This is a genomic window from Paramagnetospirillum magneticum AMB-1, assembly GCF_000009985.1.
In the GTDB taxonomy this organism is placed as follows: domain Bacteria; phylum Pseudomonadota; class Alphaproteobacteria; order Rhodospirillales; family Magnetospirillaceae; genus Phaeospirillum; species Phaeospirillum magneticum.
Genome location: NC_007626.1, coordinates 4007781 through 4027955, shown reverse-complemented (window position 1 = coordinate 4027955; position 20175 = coordinate 4007781). Strand labels below are relative to the sequence as shown.

Genomic DNA, 20175 nt, shown 5'->3' with positions numbered 1-20175 from the left:
TCATGACCACGAGGCCCGGCTCTTCCAAAGTGGATAAATCTCAGGACGCGCATCGCGCGAAGGCCGAGGTGCAGGCTCGTCGGAATCAGGGGGAGAGCGATCTTCTCCACGAACTCCGCGTCCACCAGATCGAGTTGGAGATGCAGAACGAGGAACTGCGTCGGGTTCAATTGGAACTGGAAGAATCACGGGACCGATATATCGATCTCTACGAATTCGCTCCGGTCGGTTACGTGACGCTGGGTTCATCCGGCCACATCGAATCCGCCAATCTGACTCTCTCTTCAATGCTGGGCTTCGAGCGCTCCGCCTTGCTGAAATTGCGGTTCAGCGCCCTGGTGTCGGAGGTAAGCGGCGACGACTGGCATCGTTTCATGGCGGCCATTCTGAACGACCAGGAGGATCCCCATCGAACAACCGACCTCCGGCTTCGGCGTCGGGACGAGGGCACAATCGAGGCACGTCTGGATTGCCTGCGGGTCACGAATGCCGTCCATGGTGCGATGGTTCGGGTCGCCATAACCGACATCACCCGGATCAAGCAGACCGAAATCGCGCTGCAAGCCAGCGAGAAGCGTTACAGCCTGCTCGCCGCGTCGACTTTCGAAGGTATTGCCATCTCCGCCAAGGGGCGCATCGTCGATGTGAACGAGCAACTGGTCGAAATGCTCGGCTTCCCACGAGCAGAGTTGATCGGCCGACCGGTGGCGGAGTTGATCTCCGACGAGGATCGTGATCGCGTCATGGACAATATCCATCGCGGTCATGAAAGCCATATCGAGCACGGCATGGTCCGCAGGGATGGTTCCCGGATCGAGGTCGAGGCCCATGGTCAGCCATTCAGCGACGATGGGCGGGCTTTTCGTCTCACGGCGCTGCGCGACATCACCGCGCGGAAGGAAGACGAAGCCGCGGCTCGCATCGCCCTGCATATGGAACATCTCCGCAATCTGGCGATCGAGGCGACGCTTTCCGAAGAGCGGGAGCGCCATTCCATCGCCAAGGACCTTCACGACGGCCTGGGACAGACGCTGCATCTGGCCCGGTTCAAACTGGACCGGCTGGTGAAGGCTCTGCCGCAGGAGCTTCCCACCGCGACCTTGGCGCTTGAGTTGATCGGCCTTCTCTCCGAGGCCAGTGGCGAAGTGCGCTCGCTGACCTCCAAACTCAGTCCCCCGGCGCTCAAGGACTTGGGATTGGTGGCGGCCATATCGTGGCTGGCGGACGAAATGGGGCGGCGCCGCGGGTTGCAGGTCGTAGTGGAAGACGACGGCGTCCCGAAACCCCTCACCGAGGGACAGTCAACCCTTCTGTTCCGGGCTGTGCGCGAACTTGTCATCAACATCGCCAAGCACGCGGGTGTGGGTTCTGCCCGGATTGGACTTCGTGTCTGCAATAACCGCCTGATTATCACGGTCGCGGACAAGGGCGTCGGTTTCATCGACTGGCGAGCAACCCTTGAAGCCCGGCGTGGTTTCGGACTGTCCAGCGTGCGAGAGCGCATTACCTTCCTCAAGGGAGTCATGGACATCCAAACTCGCCCGGGCGAGGGGACCACCGTCGTCCTGGAAATGCCGTTCGATTACAATGATTCCGCGCCCACGGAGATGCTGCCATGACCATCCGCGTCATGCTGGTCGACGACCACCGCATGTTCCGAGAGGCGCTTCGGGCGCCGCTGGAAGCCGAGTCGGACATGGAGATTGTCGCCGAAGCCAATTCCGGTGCCGATACCTTGGCTTCCCTTGATCTGGCCTGTCCGGACGTTCTGGTTCTCGACATCGGCCTGCCGGACCTCAACGGTATCGAGGTGGCTCGTACGGCGATCAGGCGGCATCCCGACTTGCGTATCGTCGCCCTGTCGGGCTTTGCCGACCGCATCTATATCGAGGAGATGCTGAAGGCGGGCGCCCATGGTTACGTGGTTAAGTCGTCCGGAGCTGATGAGTTGGTTTCCGCCATCCGCGCCGTGGCGGGGGGAAGCAGCTTCCTCTCGCCGGAAGCAACCCAGGTCATGCTCCGCCATATCCAGTCGGATGCAGACACCGTCGCGCCGCCGCCCAGCGTGCTGGGCAAGCGGGAACGGGAGGTGTTGGTTCTACTGGCAGGCGGCCTGCGCTCCGCCGAAATTGCCGCCAGCCTCGGCATTGCCGTGGGGACGGTGGAGGTCCATCGTCGCAATATCAAGCAGAAGCTCGGGATGAATCGTACTGCCGACTTGATCCGCTATGCCGTTCACGAGGGGCTGATTCCCTCGTGATTGCGTAAGGGGAGTCGCGGGAGCCTACCTGTTTCAGGGTAGTCGCCGTGCACATAACCGGGAATTGTCCACGCCTCCGCTACGCACTACCTTTAGCGAGCAATGGCTGGAAAAATATCGGTGAGCCGCACCTGGGAGGCAGGGTAATGACTCCGGCACTCGTGCATCTCCACCCGACTTTAGCGGAACTCTGCATCGCCGCCCTGATGGAGGCCGCCGACGGCATCGAGGCCGCCAACGACACGGCCGCCTTCAAGGACGCGTTGAACGCCAATTTCCGTGTGTGGCTTGTGGTCCGCGAATGCGGCGTCGGCAACGGCTGGGCCGTTCCGACGTCCCGCGACGCCGAATTCGTTATTCATGGCTCCTCGGGCCAAGGTCGCGGCGTCAACGATGACGATATCGGCGCCATCATTCCGATCAACAGGCGGGTGGCTCATGGCTTGGCGGCAGGCGGCGACATCGCGCGCATCCGTACCAGGGCCGTGTTGGCCTACCGCGAGGGCGGCGGCGGCGGGGGGTTCGCCCCCTGGATGGTGGGACAAATATACAAAAAGGGTCGTCTTAGATCGGCTTTCGATCCGACTTCGGAGCACGGGAGGCTCCGCCCCATCATCCGCGCCGCCGCCGTGAGCTTTATCTGTGAGGCTGAACAACCGGGGCCCTGATGGACTAAACGCTCCCCAGGCCGGGCACATCGTTCCTTGGCATGCAGGGGGCACGAATTTCGTAACACTCGCCATCCACTGAAATTTCAATCCAACCAAAGGAAAAGCCGCGATGACGACAGTCAAGGCCAATTCCGCCAAAGCTACCGCGGAGACCACCTCCATCGACAACGTGATTTCCGTGGCTCAATGGGCCGAGACCTCGGCCATCGCCCGTGACGGTATGTTCAAATGCGCCAGGGATTTGGCGGAAATCTCCCGGGTCGCCGGTCAAGCCGTGATCGGAGGATATGCCGATTACGGCAACGAGGTCCGCGACATCGGTTCGACCTGCGCCAAAGCGATGATATCCGGCCTGACCGACGAAAGGTCCGCGTCGGCCAAAGTCGAGGAGAGCGCCTCGGACATGATGAAGCAGGTCCAGCGTCTGATGGACGCCAATACCCAATTGGCAGAGCGTCAGATCAATGCCGCTTGCGAAGCGTTCACGGCTTTGTCCGCCCTACCGTCATGCATTCTCGGATCGCTGGACGGCAAGTAGGCTGACAGGCGATGGGGATGGCCCAATCCATCCCCATTCCTGCTCCGGAGACGGATATGATCGACCGACAGACTGTTGCCGATGTGGTGTCTCGGTCCAACGGGAGCGGGGACACACCGATCATGGCCTGTAAAGCGGCGTCAGGCGCCGTCAAGGAACTGGCCTACTGTCACCGCGACCATTGCTTCTTCGTCAAGGTGGGCGGGCGCGAGCGGATACGCAGCGACACCCTTGAAGTGATACTCCCCTTCTTCAGCAGCGCGTTGCCGGAGTAAGGGAACAGGAGACGCGGATGCCCAGTCTGCTACTGATCAATCCGAGGTTCCCCGAAAGCTTCTGGAGCTTCAGATGGGCCATTGATCATGTGTTGCCGGGCAAGAAGGCGGTGAATCCCCCCCTCGGCCTGGCAACGCTGGCGGCGCTGTGCCCCGCCCTTTGGCGGGTCGAGATCATCGACGAAAACATCGAACCGATTCCCCCGACCACCGACGCCGACATCGTCGGTGTATGCGGTATGGGCGTTCAGTTCGAGCGCCAGCGGGAATTGCTGGCCCATTACCGCGACCAAGGCCATTACGTGGTTGCGGGCGGCAGCTACGCCTCGCTGTGTCCCGATGAGTATACCGAGGCGGCCGACACGGTGGTGGCCGGCGAGGCCGAATACGTGTGGCCGGAATTCTGCCGCGACTTCGAGGCAGGGACACCAAAGCCCCTGTACCACGAGACCGGAACGGTGGCGTTAGCGGACACTCCGGTTCCCCGCTACGATTTGCTTCGCCTAGGGGCCTATTCCAACGTCACCCTCCAGTTCTCGCGCGGCTGTCCCTTCCGGTGCGAGTTCTGCGACATCATCGTGATGTTTGGCCGGCGCCCCCGGGTCAAGGACCTGGATCAGATCGAGAAGGAGTTGGATCAGTTGCGCCGCTTCGGCGCCCGCAGCGTATTTTTCGTCGACGACAACCTGATCGGCAATCCGAAGGAGGCCAAGGACCTGCTGCGTTTCCTGGCCGAGTACCAGCGGCATCACGGCTACATGTTCAGCTTCGGCACCGAGGCGTCGCTCAACATGGCCCAGGACGACGAATTGCTGGAGCTGTTCCGCGCCGCCAATTTCGGCTGGGTGTTCATCGGCATCGAGACGACCGATCCGGTGGGGTTGAAGGAAACCGGCAAGACCCAGAACCTGCGGGAAGACACCCTGACGGCCATCCGGCGCATCTATTCCCACGGCATCGATGTGCTGGGCGGGTTTATCATCGGCTTCGACCACGACACCCTGGACACCTTCGAGCATCAGTACCGCTTCATCACTGACGCCGGAATCCAGTCGGCCATGATCGGTCTGCTCATGGCGCTGCCGCGTACCCCGCTGCACGCGCGGATGGAGCGGGAAGGCCGCCTGCTGCCCGTCGAAAGACATTCGGACAACACCAGCCTGACCACCAACATCGTGCCGAAATGCATGACCGCCGAAGCCATGGCGGCGGGCTACCAGATGCTTTACGGCCGCCTGCTCACCGGCCCGGAAATCGGGCGGCGTATCCGCAACAAGGCGGCGTATCTGCGCGTCCCGGTCTATGGCAGCGGCTATCCCATGGGCCAGCGGGTCGGTATCGTCGTCCGCCTGCTGGTCAGGGGCATCCTGTCGGGGGGGCTTACGACCATGGTGCCGTTCCTGCGCAGCTTCCCCTTCCTCACGCCGTCACGCATTCCCATGGTTATTTCCGACTGGATCATCGGCCTGTCCATGAAAGCCTTCGCCGAACGGCACCTGACAGGTACCGCCCGGCGGCGGGAGGCGGACTGAATCCGGGCTTATTCCGGCTTTGGCGGCGGCGGGCCGGTGACGCGGGGCGGCTTCTTACCCATACGGCTGTCGTCGGTAAAGAGCGATGCCGCTTGCGACGCCTTTTTTACTGCGGTCTTTGGCTTTTTGGGCTCGCGACCGCTACGTTTCTGACCTTTTGCCATCTTTATTCTCCTACAAGCCGGTCAAGGGATTTCACCCGGATACCCTGGATGCGCAATACCGCATCCTTGAATCCCCGGTTCCAACGCTGACTTTCGGCGGGCGCTTGGTATGGATTGAGGCGATCCGCCACGGAATCCATGTCGGCCGGATCGGTGTCGGGGCTGTTCCGCCCCGCAAGCCAACCGCCGGCATAGATACGGCTGAGTTGGAAGAGCGTGCTCTCGGACATGGGCGTTCCCTTCCGCTGATCCCGGTTCATGGAGCCCGGGTGCTGCAATAGCTCCGCCACGCAGGGGCCAAGTCGGCGGGGTCGTCGAAATCGATGTCCACCATGGCCTGGTCGAAGCGGGTACCGCGGCCGAAATGCCATCCCCCCGCGGGATGCGAGGCGTTGAGGAACACGGCCAGCGTATTCATCCCCTCGATTCCGGGGGAGACAGGAAAGGCCATCGTATTGACGGTCATGCTTGGCACTCCGGTTGCGGCTCAGCCCAGATGGGGGCGCACGGCGACCCAGATCGCGATCATGAGAATCAGGGCCAGTGGGATCAGTAGTGGCGGAACCATCCATTCGCTTATGAAATGGCAGGCTTTTGATTGTGAGCAATTCATGCTGTCATCCTCCGCCGGCGCTTGCGGCGTCGGTGTAATATATATAATGCCAAATAATAATATCACAATTGATATGCGCCGAATTAATCGCCAATAAAGACAGGTTATTTTAGGTACCTATTTATGGGTATTTGTGATAACGCGCAGCGCGTATTGTATTTTATTTATTATGCAATACCATCCCAGTAGGCATGTTCCCTGGTGGGAGGTGCGGCGATGAATCCGGGATGCATTCCGATCAGCCTGAGTCTGAGGGGGCATTCCGCAATCGCCATCAACCGGAAGATCGCCCAGGACTAGATTTGCCGGGGGACATCACCCGCATCTGCGCCAGGGGCCGGCCGACATCCTGAAGTAAGGCAGGAGTACCAGATGCCCAATTCCCCTCCGGACCTCAAGCCTATTGTCGGGAACGCGCAGGGTCGCATCGCCATGGCTCATCTGCTGGCCTCAGACTTTAACGATGATGTGGATGCCGCCGTCGAGCGTATCGGGGCCCTCTGCTCCATGGCCTGCACGCACCTGTCGGCCGGGACGCAGGCCATTAAGGAGAGGTTGTGGACCATTGCCGCCACAGCCGCGCCTCCCCTTGATCAGATTCTTCGCCTTGAAGCGGATGCGGGAGCCGGCGAATTGGGGGCCGTCGGCAATGCCACCTTGGAGCAAATCCATATCCTGGCAGTTGGAGTGTCCTTGAAGACCCAAAATGATGCAGGACTCGCCTTAGACGCCCTGAGAGGAGGCGTCGAAGCTTGCCGCCCCGAATCCGGTTTGGCCGCCAGCGTGGTGTTGGATGCCGCGGACGATGCAGCCATGACCTTGCGGCGGGCGGACATGGCCGCAAGGCGGAATATTCAAGCGGCCCGGAATCTGGCAAACGCCCGAATTGATAAGCTTCGGGCGAATATTTCGCCTTAACGGCTAGACTCTTTAATCCATTGGCACGAAGTCGTGTAGACTGTGCCTTTGGGTGGAAAGGGGCTTTGATGAACCAGCACCCTGGCGACGAAACGCCGCCGTCACCAGAACACCTGCTCCACGAACTCCGCGTCCACCAGATCGAACTGGAGATGCAGAACGACGAATTGCGGCGGGCCCAACTGGCTCTGGAAGAATCCCGCGACCGCTATGTCGATCTCTTTGAATTCGCTCCGGTCGGCTATCTAATCCTGTCCCGTATTGGGGTAATCACCCAGATCAACCTGACCGGCGCGGCCTTGCTGGGAGTGGAGCGCGCCGGGGTGATTGCCCAGCGCTTCGACGCCTTCGTCGCCGGCACCGACCATGACCGCTGGCATCGGCATCTGGCGCATGCCCTCCACCATACCGGCCGGCACGAATGCGAGCTTGTCCTTCTGCGGGCGGACGGCAGGAACTTCAACGGCCATCTCGATTGCCAGTTGCAGGAACAGGACGCAGCCCCGGTCCTGCGCGTCGCTCTGACCGATATCACGGTGCGCAAGACGGCCGAGGCGGAACTGGCTGATACCCGCGAGGCGCTGCTGCGGGCTAACGAGAGACTGCGAGCCTCGAACCGGGACCTCGAGCAATTCGCCTACGTGGCCTCCCACGACTTGCAGGAGCCGCTGCGCATGGTGGTCAGCTATGGCCAACTGCTGGAAAGGAAGTATCACGACCGGCTGGACGACGACGCCCATACCTTCATCGACTTCATGGTCGAGGGCGGGGCCAGAATGCAGGCCATGGTCACCGACCTGCTGGAATTCTCGCGGGTCGACCGCATGGGAGGAGAGCGGGAGCCGTTCGACAGCGGCAAGGCGGTGGAGGAAGCCAAGTTCAGCCTATCCCAGGCCATCGCGGAATCCGGCGCCGAGATCGGTCATGCCGGTCTGCCGGAGATCGTCTACGATAGCCACCAGTTCGTCCGGCTGATGCAAAACCTGATCGGTAACGCCCTTAAGTATCACGACCCGGGCCGACCGCCCAAGGTCACCGTCACCGCCCGCCGCGACGGGCATCAATGGGAGTTTTCCGTCAGCGACAACGGCATCGGAATCGACCCGGCCTATTTCGAGCAGATATTCGCCGTTTTTCGCCGCCTCCATACCCGCGACCGGTACGGAGGCACCGGTATCGGCCTTGCCGTCTGCAAGAAGATCGTCGAACATCATGGCGGTCGCATCTGGGTGGAATCGACCCCCGGGGCGGGCAGCGCGTTTTTCTTCACGGCACCGGACCCCTGACGCACCTGCGCCAAGGGCACGCAATCCCGCCAGGGCTCAGGAGTATTTCCGGTGACGAGCAAGACCTTGCCTCAGCCCCCCGCGGCCGAACTGTCCATTGTCGGTCTGGGGGGGTCGGCCGGCGGCCTGGAGGCGTTCGAGGCCTTCTTTCGCAATTTGCCGGCCGATACAGGCATGGGCTTCGTTCTGGTTTCCCATCTCGACCCCAGCCACACCAGCATCCTGACCGAGATTCTGCAGCGGACCACCGTCATGCCGGTGGTCGAGGCTGCCGACCAGATGCTGGTCGAGGCCAACCGGGTCTACGTCATTCCGCCCAACCGCGACATGACCCTGTTTCAGAGCCGTTTGCAGTTGAGCCTGCCGGAACAGCCCCGCGGCCAGCGCATGCCCATCGACGCCTTTCTGCGCTCGCTGGCCGATGATCGGGGCGAACACGCCATCGGCATCGTCCTGTCGGGCACCGGCTCGGACGGCACTCTGGGCCTGCGCGCCATTCTGGGGGGCGGCGGCATCAGCTTGGTGCAGGACCCGGCCACCGCCCAATACGACGGCATGCCGCTCAGCGCCATCCAGGCCGGCTTCGCCACCCATGTGCTGGCGCCCGAGCGGATGCCCGCCATCTTGCAGGCCAATCGCCGCCACCATGCCGAGATTTCGCCTGCCCCGGCGACCATCGGCGGCATGAGCAGGATCATGATGCTGCTGCGCTCGGGGACCGGGCACGACTTTTCCGGCTACAAGAAAAGCACCATCGGCCGGCGCATCGAGCGGCGCATGGCCCAGCACGATATTGAGGATATTGAGGTTTATGCCCGTTATCTCAAGGCGCATCCCGCCGAGACCCAGACCCTGTTCAAGGAGTTGCTGATCAACGTCACCAGCTTCTTCCGCGACCCCGAAGCCTTCGCCATCCTGAAAAAGGACATCCTGCCGCAGATCCTTGCCGGCAAGCCCGACGATTACGTGGTCCGGCTATGGGTCGCCGGCTGCGCCACCGGCGAGGAGGCCTATTCCATCGCCATGGTCCTGCGCGAGGTCATGGAGGAATCCGGTCGTGAACTGAAGGCTCAGATCTACAGCACCGATCTCGACGACGACGCCATCGCCACGGCGCGCACGGGCTTTTACCCCGTCAACATTACCCAGGACGTCTCGCCCGAACGGCTGCGCCGCTTCTTCGTCAAGGAGGAGAACGGCTACCGGGTGAAGAAGGACATCCGCGAGATGGTGGTGTTCGCCATCCAGAACGTCATCAAGGACCCGCCTTTCACCCGGATGGATCTGGTCAGTTGCCGTAACCTGATGATCTATCTGGAAGCCGACCTGCAAGGCCGCCTGATCCCCGCCTTTCACTACGCGCTCAGGCCCGGCGGCGTGCTGTTCCTGTCGCCGTCCGAGAGCATCGGCGGCCATACCGAGCTGTTTTCGCCCTTGAACCGGAAGTGGAAGTTCTACCGGACAGCTCCATCCCTCGCCTCGACCCGGGCGATGATGGCCAGCGGTCTCGCCTGGACCACCGACGCCACCCGCAGCCCCCCCGTGGAAGTGATGACCAAGACCAAGGACACCAACATCGCCGAAATGACCCGCCGGGCGCTGGTCCAGTCCTTTGCCCCGGTCTCGGTGATGACCGACAGCAAGGGGGACATTCTCTATGTCCATGGCGACACCAGCCGCTATCTGCGCCCCCCGCCCGGACAGGCGACGCTGAACGCCGTGGAGATGGCCCATGAAGGCTTGCAGCTCGAAATGCGGAGCGCACTGGGCCAGGCGGTCAGTCACGGCACACCGACCCTGGAGCGGGAGGTGTCGTTCATGGTCGGCGCCGAGGTCCGCCGAGTCCGGCTGGGCGTCAGGCCGCTGCCGGATCCCGAGCCCGGTCTGGGGCTGGTGCTGATCAGCTTCCAGGATCTGCCGGTCTCTGATCCCGGAAAGCCGGCGCGCCGTCGCCGCGCCCCCAGCTCCGCCGACCGCGAGCGCATCGAGGAACTGGAGCGCGATCTGGCCTATACCAGGGAAAACCTCCAGGCCACCATCGAGGAGCAGCAATCCTCCAACGAGGAGCTGAAATCCGCCAACGAGGAACTGCAATCCACCAACGAGGAACTGCAATCCACCAACGAGGAGCTGGAAACCTCCAAGGAGGAGCTGCAATCGGTCAACGAGGAGCTGATTACCGTCAACGCCGAACTGCAGGCCAAGATCGAGCAACTGGCCGGCATGCAGAACGACATGAAGAACCTGCTCGACAACATCAATGTCGGCACTATCTTCCTCGACGACCGACTGGCCATCCGCCGCTTCACGCGCGAGGCGGCCAAGGTTTACCGTCTGGTCACCACCGACGTGGGACGCCCCTTGGCCGACATCAAATCCGACCTGGGCGGCGACGATTTGCTGGCCCAGGCGCAGCAGGTGATAGACACCCTGATCCCCTTTGAACGGGAAGTGCGCACCATCGGCGGCGACTGGTATCTCACCCGTATCCAGCCCTACCGCACCCTGGACAACGTCATCGACGGCGTGGTGATCACCTTTTCCAACGTCACTGCCCGCGTCGCCGCCGAGCAGGCCGAGCAGGAAGGCCACGACATCGCCGAGAGCATCGTCGATGCGGTGGACAAGCCCCTGCTGGTGCTGGACGGCGCCTTCTCCGTCATCTTTGCCAGCAATTCGTTCTATCGCGATTTCAAGGTCTCACCTGGGGAGGCAAGGGGGCGGTCGATCTATTCCCTGGACTACATCGCGTGGGATTCACCTGCGCTGAAGGACCTGCTCGAAAACGTCCTGCCCCGCAAACAAAGTTTCTCCGCTTTCCCCTTGGATAGTCACAAGATGCGGCTTGGCGGTCGGCGGATCGTTTGCAGGACGAGCGGCAAGCCTCTGATCCTGCTAACCTTCGAGAAGGATACCGCCTGATCGCGGCGCTGATTATGGTAATATTATCGCCACGGACTGACGGGGTTTGTAAAATAATTAAATAAAAATCACACGAAATTGCAATGTAGTGTATGCTGTGTTTCTTGATCATTTATTATCAAATGACTGTGATGTTGGGGCGATTCACGGCAAGCATTCACTACTGCTAATCATGGCTGCTGCCATGGCATGCAGCTGAAACCGGGAGACGCCAAAATGTCGCATCCATGGATTAAGTTTGTACCTTCCCGGCCATTGCCCGCACATCTGCCGACTTTCGGCGGCCATGAGCCGCTTTTGGAGGAAGTTCTGCGCGACCCCATCATCCATCGCCTGATGGCCCGCGATGGCATCGAGATGAGCGCCATGGAGGCTCTCATCCTCATCACGCAAAGGCGGCTCCAATGACAGCCCGATTCCGTGGGGTGACGATCGGCCAGCCTCTGGCCCCAATGGTGCTGGAGGCTGGCCATGCGGGACCGGCCGCCATGGCGGGACGTGCCCTATTCAGGTTCCTGCGGCTGGGGCGGCCGGTCTCCCCCCTGCGGCTCGGCGACCGTTTCAGAAAGGCCATGGACCAGTTTGACAAGGTCTGGGAAGTCGTCCGGATATGGACCACCGTCGACGGCCTTCTCCATGTCCGCCTCAGATGTCTGGATGGATAGGGGGAAACGCGGATCATCTCGGCCATCACCCTGACGGATTCCAATTTTTTCTTGCCGGTCCCGACACTGCCGAGCCCGGATTAACCCGCCGCCAGCAAGTCACGAAGCACATAAGGCAGGATTCCGCCATGGCTGAGATAGTCCAGCTCGATGGCGGTATCGACCCTCAATTGCAGGCTGATCGCACGGCTACGGCCTTGGCGGTTGACGATCTCCAAGACGACTTCCTGCCTGGGCCGCAAGACCCCGCTCAGGCCGCGGACATGGAATTCCTCATCCCCCGCGATCCCCAGAGACGCCGCGGACTCGCCGTCCCGGAACTGCAGCGGAAGCACCCCCATCCCCACCAGATTGGAGCGATGGATACGCTCGAAGCTTTGCGCTACCACCGCCCGGACGCCCAACAGCTTCGGCCCTTTTGCCGCCCAGTCGCGGCTGGACCCGGTGCCGTACTCGGTCCCGGCGAAGACGATGGAGGGAATGCCCGCCTCCTGATACCGGCTTGCCGCATCGAAGATCGGCATCTCCGAGCCTTCGGGCTGATGGAGGGTGAGGCCGCCTTCGACCCGCGATCCGTCGACCTTGGCGGGGAGCATCAGGTTGCGGATGCGGACGTTGGCGAAAGTGCCGCGCATCATCACCTCGTGGTTCCCCCTCCGGGCACCATAGCTGTTGAAATCGCCGGCGGCGACGCCGTGGGCCAGCAGGTATTGCCCAGCGGGTGAAGAGACGGCGATGGAGCCGGCCGGGCTGATATGGTCGGTGGTGACCGAATCCCCGAAAATCGCCAGGGCACGGGCGCCGATGATGTCGCCGACGCCGGCGGGCTGCGGGGAAAAGCGTTCGAAGAACGGTGGTTCGGCGATATAGGTTGACGTCTCCCAGGCATAAGCTGGCCCGGTTTGGGTCGGGATGTCGTTCCACAGCGGATTGCCGTGGACGAAATCGCTGTAGAGACGGCGATAGAGCTCGGGATCGGTGGCGACGAGCAGGGCGTCGGCCACCTCACGGCCGCTCGGCCAGATGTCCTTGAGCATCACCGGTTTGCCGTCTTTGCCGGTCCCCAACGGCTCTTGAGTCATGTCGATGGCGATGCGGCCGGCGATGGCGAAGGCCACCACCAGCGGCGGGCTCATGAGGAAATTGGCCTTGATCGCCGGGTGGATGCGGGCCTCAAAATTACGGTTGCCCGACAGCACCGCGGCGCAGACCAGATCGTCGGCAGCGATGGCCTGCTCCAGATCGGGCATCAGCGGGCCCGAATTGCCGATGCAGGTCGTGCAGCCATAGGCGACCACGCCGAAGCCCAGCGATTCCAGATCTCCCAGCAGCCCGGCCTTGGCCAGGTATTCGGTGACCACCCGCGAACCCGGAGCCAGGGAGGTCTTGACCCGTGGCCCCACTTTCAGCCCCAGCGCCACCGCCTTGCGGGCCAGCAGGCCGGCGGCCAGCATGACGCCGGGATTGGAGGTGTTGGTGCACGACGTGATGGCGGCGATCAGGACATCGCCATGGCCGATATCGGCGGCGGCCGTTGTCTCCACCCGATGGCGCCGGCCCAACGCCTCGGCCGGTCGGCCATAACCATCGTCTTTTGCTGGGGCGGAGAACAGGGAGGTGAAGGCGCGGCGCATGTCGGAAAGGTTCAGGCGGTCCTGTGGCCGTTTGGGGCCGGCGATGGAGGGCTGAACTGAGCCCAGGTCGAACTCGATCACCTCGCTGTAATCGATGTCACCCGGCATGGGCATGCCGAACAGGCCTTGGGCAGAATAATAGGCGCGGAAGACCTCGATTTCGCTGTCCGTGCGGCCTGTGGCCTCCAGATACCTGACGGTTTCCTTATCCACCGGGAAGAAGCCCATGGTGGCGCCGTATTCCGGCGCCATGTTGGCGATGGTGGCGCGGTCCGGCACCGCCAGCGAGCGGGTGCCTTCGCCGAAGAACTCGACGAACTTGCCCACCACCTTGGCGCGGCGCAGACGTTCGGTAAGGAACAGCACCAGATCGGTGGCGGTGGCGCCTTCGGGCAGGCGTCCGTGCAGATGCACACCGACCACGTCGGGGGTGAGGAACACCAGGGGCTGGCCCAGCATGCCGGCCTCCGCCTCGATGCCGCCGACGCCCCAGCCGGCCACGCCCAGGGCGTTGATCATGGTGGTGTGGGAATCTGTGCCGACCAGGGTATCGGGATAGGTGATGCCGTCCTTCTCGAGCACGCCGCGCGCCAGGAATTCCAGATTGACCTGATGGACAATGCCGATGCCCGGTGGCACCACCCGGAAGGTGTCGAAGGCCTGCATACCCCATTTGATGAAGCGGTAGCGTTCGGCGTTGCGCTGGAACTCCCGGCGCATGTTGAGGTCCAGTGAATCCGCCTCGCCGTAATGGTCCACCTGGACGGAATGGTCGACCACCAGATCGACGGGAACAAGCGGCTCGATGATCTTCGGGTTCTTGCCGAAGGCCTGGGCCACGCCACGCATGGCCGCCAGATCGCACAGCAGCGGCACGCCGGTGAAGTCCTGCAGCACGATGCGGGCGACGACGAAGGGAATTTCCTGGGTGCGAGGCGCGTCGGGGCGCCAATTGGCCAACTGACGGACGTGCTCCTCGGTGATTCGCTTGCCGTCGCAATTGCGCAGTACGGATTCCAGCACGATGCGGATGGATACCGGCAGGCGCGACACCGGACCATCGGTCACGGCATCAAGGGCGGCCAAGGCGTAATAGCGGGAAAGCCTTTCATGGCCGAGCGAAAGATCGCGCAACGCGCCGAACGGATCTGGGAGCATGATGATCTCCAACGAGGTCAGCCTGGAGAGGAGCCGCGCATGAACGCCACTCGGCCGGAAAAGGATTCCTTCGGCATCATCCAGGTGCCCGAACCTCATATATGGGGAGCCCAGACCCAACGGTCGCTGGAATATTTCGCCATATCCGGCGAACGCATGCCGATGGAACTGATATCCGCCCTGGCGCGGGTGAAGGGAGGCTGCGCCCGGGCCAATGCCGAACTCGGCCTGCTGGCCGCCGGCAAGGCCGATGCCATCATCGCTGCGGCGCAGGAGGTGCTGTCCGGCCGACATGGAGAGGAATTTCCCCTGTCGGTCTGGCAGACCGGCTCGGGGACCCAGACCAACATGAACATGAACGAGGTTCTGGCCAACCGCGCCTCCGAAATCCTGGGGGGTGAGCGCGGACTGAACCGCTGTGTCCACGCCAATGACGACGTCAATCTGGGGCAATCCTCCAACGACGTCTTTCCCACCGCCATGCATGTGGCGGCAGCCGTCACGGTGGTGACGGGCCTGCTGCCGTCACTCGCCCACCTGCGAAAGACCCTGGTGGGGCTGACGGAAGAGTTCGCTGCTATCGTCAAGATCGGCCGCACCCATCTTCAGGACGCCACGCCGCTCACCTTAGGACAGGAATTCTCCGGCTACGCGGCGCAGTTGGATCATGCCGAGGCGGTGCTGCTCGCCACACTGCCGTCCTTGTATCCCCTGGCCATCGGCGGCACCGCAGTGGGGACCGGCCTGAATACCCACCCGGAATTCGGCGCCCGTGTGGCGGCGCAATTGGCTGCGGATCTTGGCCTGCCGTTCGTTTCCGCCACCAATAAATTCGCCGCCCTGGCGGCCCATGACGGGATGGTTGCCATGCACGGCGCCGTCAAGACCCTGGCGGCTGCACTGATGAAGATCGCCAACGACATCCGCTGGCTGGCTTCGGGGCCGCGCTGCGGATTGGGCGAGATCAGCCTGCCGGAAAACGAACCGGGCAGTTCGATCATGCCGGGCAAGGTCAATCCAACCCAGTGCGAGGCTCTGACCATGGCCTGTTGCCAAGTGATGGGCAACGATGTGGCCATCACAATGGGCGGCGCCTCGGGAAATTTCGAGCTGAACGTCTTCAAACCGCTGATCGCCCACAATTTCCTTCAGAGCGTCCGCCTCATGGCCGACGGCATGGCGAGCTTCGAACGCCATTGCGTGCGCGGCATCACCGCCAACCGGCAGCGCATCGATCAATTGCTGGAGCAGTCGCTGATGCTGGTGACGGCGTTGGCGCCCCATATCGGCTATGACCGCGCCGCCGAGATCGCCAAGTCCGCCCATGCCGGGGGGGCGACCCTGCGCCAAGCCGCCCTGGCGACGGGCTACGTGACGGCGGAGCAATTCGACGTCTGGGTGGACCCGACGATCATGGTCTGACGCGGCTCGCAGCCTGCCGTCAACGTCATCAGGATTTCGGTATACCGCCCCCCTAATTTGCCGTGATACCGACCGAGTTGGGCTTGGCTCAGGTCATGCGGATAGCATGGCAGAATTCCTCGGCACTGAAGCCGAGGAATTCTCTCCAGTCTTATATTTCGGTACTTTCGGCAAGATGCAACGCGTCCTCTATGTCGACGCCAAGGTAGCGGACCGTGCTCTCGATTTTGGCGTGGCCAAGCAGGATCTGCACGGCGCGCAGGTTGCCCGTCTGCTTGTAGATGATGGACGCCTTGGTGCGGCGCAGAGAATGCGTTCCGTAGTCCTCCGGACGCAGACCGATCCCAGTAACCCATTCATCGACGAGACGCGCATACTGACGAGTGCTGATGTGCTTGGTATGATCGACCCTGCTGGGAAACACGAAATCGTCAAGCGCGCCTCCTCGACGATCGAGCCAGGCAAGAATGCTGTTGCGAGCGGGTTCAAGGAGCTCGAACTGAACCGGCCGGCCGGTTTTCTGCTGAACGACGATCGCCCTTGAGCGAACTTGCCCGCCTCTGACGACATCTCCAATTCTGATCTTGACGATGTCGCACCCTCGAAGCTTGCTGTCGATCGCCAGGTCGAACATCGCGCGGTCGCGCAACCTCTGCTCTCGATCCAACCAGAACCGGATAGCCCAAACTTGCTGCGGCTTCAGCGCACGCTTGGCGCCAACCTTTTGGCCCGCGTTCCACGGCCGCTGATCTTTCGCACATGGATCAAATTCGGAGCGTCCCATAGCCGTTCTCCTCTTGGCCAATTGTGACTGACGTGAGGATGGTAGCCGCTGCGACAGTTCTTCAACGCAATGGCCGCTAACGGGGGACGGTACTGATCCGCAGGATGACCTCTATGGGCGCGAAGCGGGCGTCGTGGGAATGTCGCGCAGTGGGGCTGGAATCGGGTGAGTGGTCGGGTGGCCACCACGGCAGTTCGTCCAGCACTCTTTGCTACCCCATCTTCTTCGCCAAGTCCGCGGCCCTCAGATTGGTGTAGCGCTTCAGCATCTGCAAATCCTGATGGCCGGTGACGGCTGCCAGTTCGAGGATGTTCCAGCCTCGCTCGGCAAGGCGGCTGGTGGCTTCGTGGCGGAGGTCGTGGAGGTGGAAGTGGTGGAGGCCGGCGCGATCACGGGCGCGGGTCCAGGCGTGCTTGAGCGAGTCCAAGGACACCGGGAACACGGCGCCGCCGATTGATCGGGGCAGGGCTTCCAGGGTCTTCACCGCCCGGCTGCTGAGGGGGACGGTACGGCCCTTGCCGTTCTTGGTCTCGGGCAAATGGGCGGTCTGCTGCACCAGGTCCACATGCTCCCAGCGGAGCGCCAGCATCTCGCCACGCCGCATGGCGGTTTCCAGGGCGACGATCACGAACGGCTTGATCCAGGGGTTCCTGGTGGCATCCAGGGCCGACAGAAGCTGTGCTTCTTCGTCGAGGGAGAGTCGGACATCGCGCTCGTCGTTCACTTTTGGGCGGCGGACGTGCGATACCGGGTTGTCCACTAGGCCGACGCGGCGCCGCACCGATTCCAGTACCGCATGCAGCAGGTTGATCTCGCGGCAGAGGCTGCCCGGCGCCACGGCTTCGAGGCGGCGATCACGGTAGTCCTCGATGTGGTGGGTGCGCAGATTCGACAGGGCGTAGCGACACAGGTCCGGTTCCTCGCGCAGGAACCGTCCCAGGCGGGCGGCTTCAACGTCGGCTCCCTTGTGGGTCGGGGCGACGGCATCAAGGTAGTGCCGGATGGCGTCGGCTAGGGTCATCTGTTCCGCCGGACGGCGATCGATGAAGGCGCCACGATCCATCTCGCCCTCAAGGCTTCGCGCCCAGGCATCAGCATCGGTCTTGCGGTCGAAGGTCTTGGATTGGGTGGGGAAGCCGTGCCGGCGAATCTTCGCCTGCCAGCCGATCAATTCGCCGTCGCGATTGAAGCGTTTTGTGATGGTCGCCACTGGGGGACACTCCGGGACAGTGCCAAACGGCTCAGTGTCCTGCAATTGTCCCGCAAATTCAATGGCTGGTCTGGATTTGCTTCGCGGACCCATCGACAAACCGCAGAACTCTGCGGCTTGTCGATGGTCGGAGTGAGAGGATTCGAACCTCCGGCCCCTGCCTCCAGAACATTGGGCGCCTAGGTCAGGTTCGCGGAAACCCTTAGATTTCGGCCCCGTTCAGACAGGCTAAATCGGCTTGATTTCGGTTCATCCCCTTTCGTTCGGGGGATGTGAGGGGGATGCTAAATCTATCTGATTGGAAGCGGCTATTCCTCGGATGGCGGCGAACCACTTGGAAGTTCCCCTTGGCCTTTGGGGTGTCCAACTTCCGATTTCGCCCCTCGGCTTGCTGCGGCCTGAAGGCGCTCAGATATCTTTTCTGGCCTGTCTGCGCGATCTCCACCGCTGTCATCGGCAAGCTTGCTCTCAAGGGCACGTTCTCGCCCTTCAAGGTAAGAACAGTATCCTTTGCGCACTTCGTCGTGGCCTTCCGGCTCACTTCCACATACGGCCTTTCCTGCCGCTTGATCCCAAATAAAGGGGCGTACCATCCACCGTTCGCCACATGCCCTGAAAAAAGCTTCGCAATAGTCTTTTATGTCACCCTTTCCAAGGCGTTGAGGGTCCAGCATGCGATCTTCAGCCTTATTCAATTCGTTCGGATCGCAGTCAATCCAAAATATTGGATAAGGAGTTCCTCCAAGGATTCCCTTGAGCGGGTGAGAGCCATCAAGGCGAATTGCTTCGCTGGCGGACTCTGTTTTGTAGTGGTTTACCTGGAACCCATACGAGTCCAGGTGATTTTCAACCAGGAGATAGACGAGATCTGCTGAAATAACCATATGGCGCGGGGTGGCATGAGCGGCTAGCCGAAATCCCAAATCCATCTGAGGGCCGATGAATTCCAGTTGCCCGCTATCGTTTTTGCTGCCATTGAGTTTGTTTCGTGTGCGCAGCAGCATCCTTGTGATGTGATCATCTGCAAGCGCAGGGGTTAATTCGCGCAGCCAATCCGGTTCAGCGCCAACTACAACTTCAATGTTATTCACGGGGAAGCCTGCCAGCCACGCGGTAGCTTTCAGGTTTAGTCGGCGATTAGCCTTTGCCAACTTCGCGCGGTAATTGATGATCGCTAACCGAAAGGCATCGAGGCAGAAGCCTGCATGGCTTGGCGATGTCACGAGGCAGTGAAATAATAGTTCGTCGCCAGCCGATTTCCAGAATTCCGGCTTCTTGCCTTGGCCGATGGGAATTGCGCGGTCGCCTGCGGCTTGAACTTGTCTCAGGCCCACTTGCCAAGCCTGGTCCAACTCCTCGCTGAATGCGCTATAAAATTCCGCAAATGTTGGAAGCCAGTGAGGTCCAGGTAGATCGGGTTTCGAGGCTAGTCGGCGGCGCTTCGGCTCTGGGGAGGTTGGTAGGCTTGCGTGCTTGTAGGCGGTTGACCCGACCATATCCACGCTAAAAAACATGCGAAGCGCCCAATGCGGGAAGCCATCGGCCCCCCGCTCTTTTCGTTTCCCGTTGGGCTTATCTTTAGTCCTAGCTGACTTTGACATCCAGAGCCCGAGCACGATTTCGGACGGTCGCCTCGGACACGCAGAAAATCCTGGCTAATACCTTAGCCGCATTGGTCTTCTGTGCAGCGTCACGCAGAGCGGCATCGGGCAAAAGCAGAGCTTCAGCAAACCAAGTTGCCTCGTTTTCTGCCTGCTGGGAGGGGCCTTCACCCATGTGGTTGGCCCTCAATGTCCCGTCGTCAGAAAGAGGGTGGTGTAAAATGTAATGACCCAGCTCGTGTGCCAGCGTTTCGCGCGCAGCAATCGGCCCCATGCCGACTTCATCCAGCAGGTAGATATCGAACTCTTCCTCGCTGTGAATTTCGATCGAGCCGACGCGCATCTCTTGCGCCGTCAATTCGGCAAAGCCAAGGCGTATGATATCGCCGCCGAGGCGAGCCACAATTTCTTCCAGTTGTTCGAGTGCCTCATCGGGAGGCATGCCTGAGGAGCCCATTCCGAACAGATCGGCTGCATCGTTGCCGATCTCGTACACGGCCTTTCGCGAAAGGCCGATTGGCA

At 61.7% G+C, this 20175-nt stretch carries 19 protein-coding genes; 11 read left to right on the top strand and 8 right to left on the bottom strand.

What is annotated here, in order from left to right; genetic code table 11:
- Positions 1–2: 2 nt before the first annotated feature.
- From AMB_RS18545 to AMB_RS18520, 6 genes are all read left to right on the top strand, one after another.
- On the top strand, positions 3–1619 hold the full coding sequence (locus AMB_RS18545) for a PAS domain-containing sensor histidine kinase (protein WP_011386023.1): 1617 nt from the start codon (positions 3–5) through the stop codon (positions 1617–1619).
- Positions 1616–2260 (top strand): response regulator, encoded by a 645-nt coding sequence (locus tag AMB_RS18540; RefSeq protein WP_011386022.1) that lies wholly within the window; start codon positions 1616–1618, stop codon positions 2258–2260. The genes AMB_RS18545 and AMB_RS18540 overlap by 4 nt, the downstream gene beginning before the upstream one ends.
- A 146-nt stretch (positions 2261–2406) precedes the next feature.
- On the top strand, positions 2407–2928 hold the full coding sequence (locus AMB_RS23590) for a hypothetical protein (RefSeq protein ID WP_011386021.1): 522 nt from the start codon (positions 2407–2409) through the stop codon (positions 2926–2928).
- Between the two features lie 112 nt (positions 2929–3040).
- The gene (locus tag AMB_RS18530) at positions 3041–3469 is read left to right on the top strand and encodes a hypothetical protein (RefSeq protein WP_011386020.1); all 429 of its coding nucleotides are present in this window, start codon (positions 3041–3043) and stop codon (positions 3467–3469) included.
- Between the two features lie 56 nt (positions 3470–3525).
- A complete protein-coding gene (locus AMB_RS18525) occupies positions 3526–3744 on the top strand; it encodes a hypothetical protein (protein ID WP_148207489.1) in 219 nt (72 codons plus the stop codon).
- Between the two features lie 17 nt (positions 3745–3761).
- On the top strand, positions 3762–5276 hold the full coding sequence (locus tag AMB_RS18520; protein WP_011386018.1) for a B12-binding domain-containing radical SAM protein: 1515 nt from the start codon (positions 3762–3764) through the stop codon (positions 5274–5276).
- An 8-nt stretch (positions 5277–5284) separates the two neighbouring features.
- Here the strand turns inward: AMB_RS18520 and AMB_RS25990 are convergent, their stop codons facing one another.
- Genes AMB_RS25990 through AMB_RS18510 form a run of 3 tightly spaced genes read right to left on the bottom strand, consistent with a single transcriptional unit; the run spans position 5285 to position 5906 of the window.
- Positions 5285–5440, bottom strand: a complete 156-nt coding sequence (locus AMB_RS25990) for a hypothetical protein (RefSeq protein ID WP_011386017.1) — start codon at positions 5438–5440, stop codon at positions 5285–5287.
- 2 nt (positions 5441–5442) lie between these two features.
- A complete protein-coding gene (locus tag AMB_RS18515; protein ID WP_050750758.1) occupies positions 5443–5670 on the bottom strand; it encodes a hypothetical protein in 228 nt (75 codons plus the stop codon).
- 26 nt (positions 5671–5696) lie between these two features.
- Complete coding sequence (locus AMB_RS18510) at positions 5697–5906, bottom strand: hypothetical protein (protein ID WP_043745183.1); 210 nt, start codon at positions 5904–5906, stop codon at positions 5697–5699.
- Between the two features lie 579 nt (positions 5907–6485).
- Here AMB_RS18510 and AMB_RS18505 point away from each other — a divergent pair.
- The 4 genes from AMB_RS18505 to AMB_RS25435 all read left to right on the top strand — a co-directional run bounded on the left by AMB_RS18505 (position 6486) and on the right by AMB_RS25435 (position 11587).
- Entirely contained in the window at positions 6486–6971 is a 486-nt protein-coding gene (locus AMB_RS18505) for a hypothetical protein (RefSeq protein ID WP_148207488.1), read from the top strand.
- A gap of 68 nt (positions 6972–7039) precedes the next feature.
- The gene (locus AMB_RS18500) at positions 7040–8257 is read left to right on the top strand and encodes a sensor histidine kinase (protein WP_043745179.1); all 1218 of its coding nucleotides are present in this window, start codon (positions 7040–7042) and stop codon (positions 8255–8257) included.
- Positions 8258–8308: 51 nt separating this feature from the next.
- Positions 8309–11179, top strand: coding sequence for a chemotaxis protein CheB (locus AMB_RS18495; protein ID WP_011386012.1), 2871 nt, complete (start codon positions 8309–8311; stop codon positions 11177–11179).
- 216 nt (positions 11180–11395) lie between these two features.
- On the top strand, positions 11396–11587 hold the full coding sequence (locus tag AMB_RS25435) for a hypothetical protein (RefSeq protein WP_148207487.1): 192 nt from the start codon (positions 11396–11398) through the stop codon (positions 11585–11587).
- 337 nt (positions 11588–11924) lie between these two features.
- Here the strand turns inward: AMB_RS25435 and acnA are convergent, their stop codons facing one another.
- Complete coding sequence (gene acnA, locus AMB_RS18485) at positions 11925–14636, bottom strand: aconitate hydratase AcnA (RefSeq protein ID WP_011386009.1); 2712 nt, start codon at positions 14634–14636, stop codon at positions 11925–11927.
- Positions 14637–14675: 39 nt separating this feature from the next.
- Between acnA and fumC the strand changes: the two genes are divergently transcribed.
- Entirely contained in the window at positions 14676–16058 is a 1383-nt protein-coding gene (gene fumC / locus AMB_RS18480; RefSeq protein WP_011386008.1) for a class II fumarate hydratase, read from the top strand.
- 151 nt (positions 16059–16209) lie between these two features.
- On the opposite strand, the gene AMB_RS18475 is transcribed toward fumC, so the two are convergent.
- From AMB_RS18475 to AMB_RS23580, 4 genes are all read right to left on the bottom strand, one after another.
- Positions 16210–16842: a tyrosine-type recombinase/integrase gene (locus AMB_RS18475; RefSeq protein ID WP_043745175.1), complete on the bottom strand. Its 633-nt coding sequence runs from the start codon at positions 16840–16842 to the stop codon at positions 16210–16212.
- A 211-nt stretch (positions 16843–17053) separates the two neighbouring features.
- Positions 17054–18052, bottom strand: a complete 999-nt coding sequence (locus tag AMB_RS18470; RefSeq protein WP_043745173.1) for an integrase — start codon at positions 18050–18052, stop codon at positions 17054–17056.
- Positions 18053–18360: 308 nt separating this feature from the next.
- Positions 18361–19566: a hypothetical protein gene (locus AMB_RS25430; RefSeq protein WP_148207486.1), complete on the bottom strand. Its 1206-nt coding sequence runs from the start codon at positions 19564–19566 to the stop codon at positions 18361–18363.
- A 70-nt stretch (positions 19567–19636) separates the two neighbouring features.
- Entirely contained in the window at positions 19637–20149 is a 513-nt protein-coding gene (locus tag AMB_RS23580; RefSeq protein WP_158303987.1) for an ImmA/IrrE family metallo-endopeptidase, read from the bottom strand.
- Positions 20150–20175: the final 26 nt, after the last annotated feature.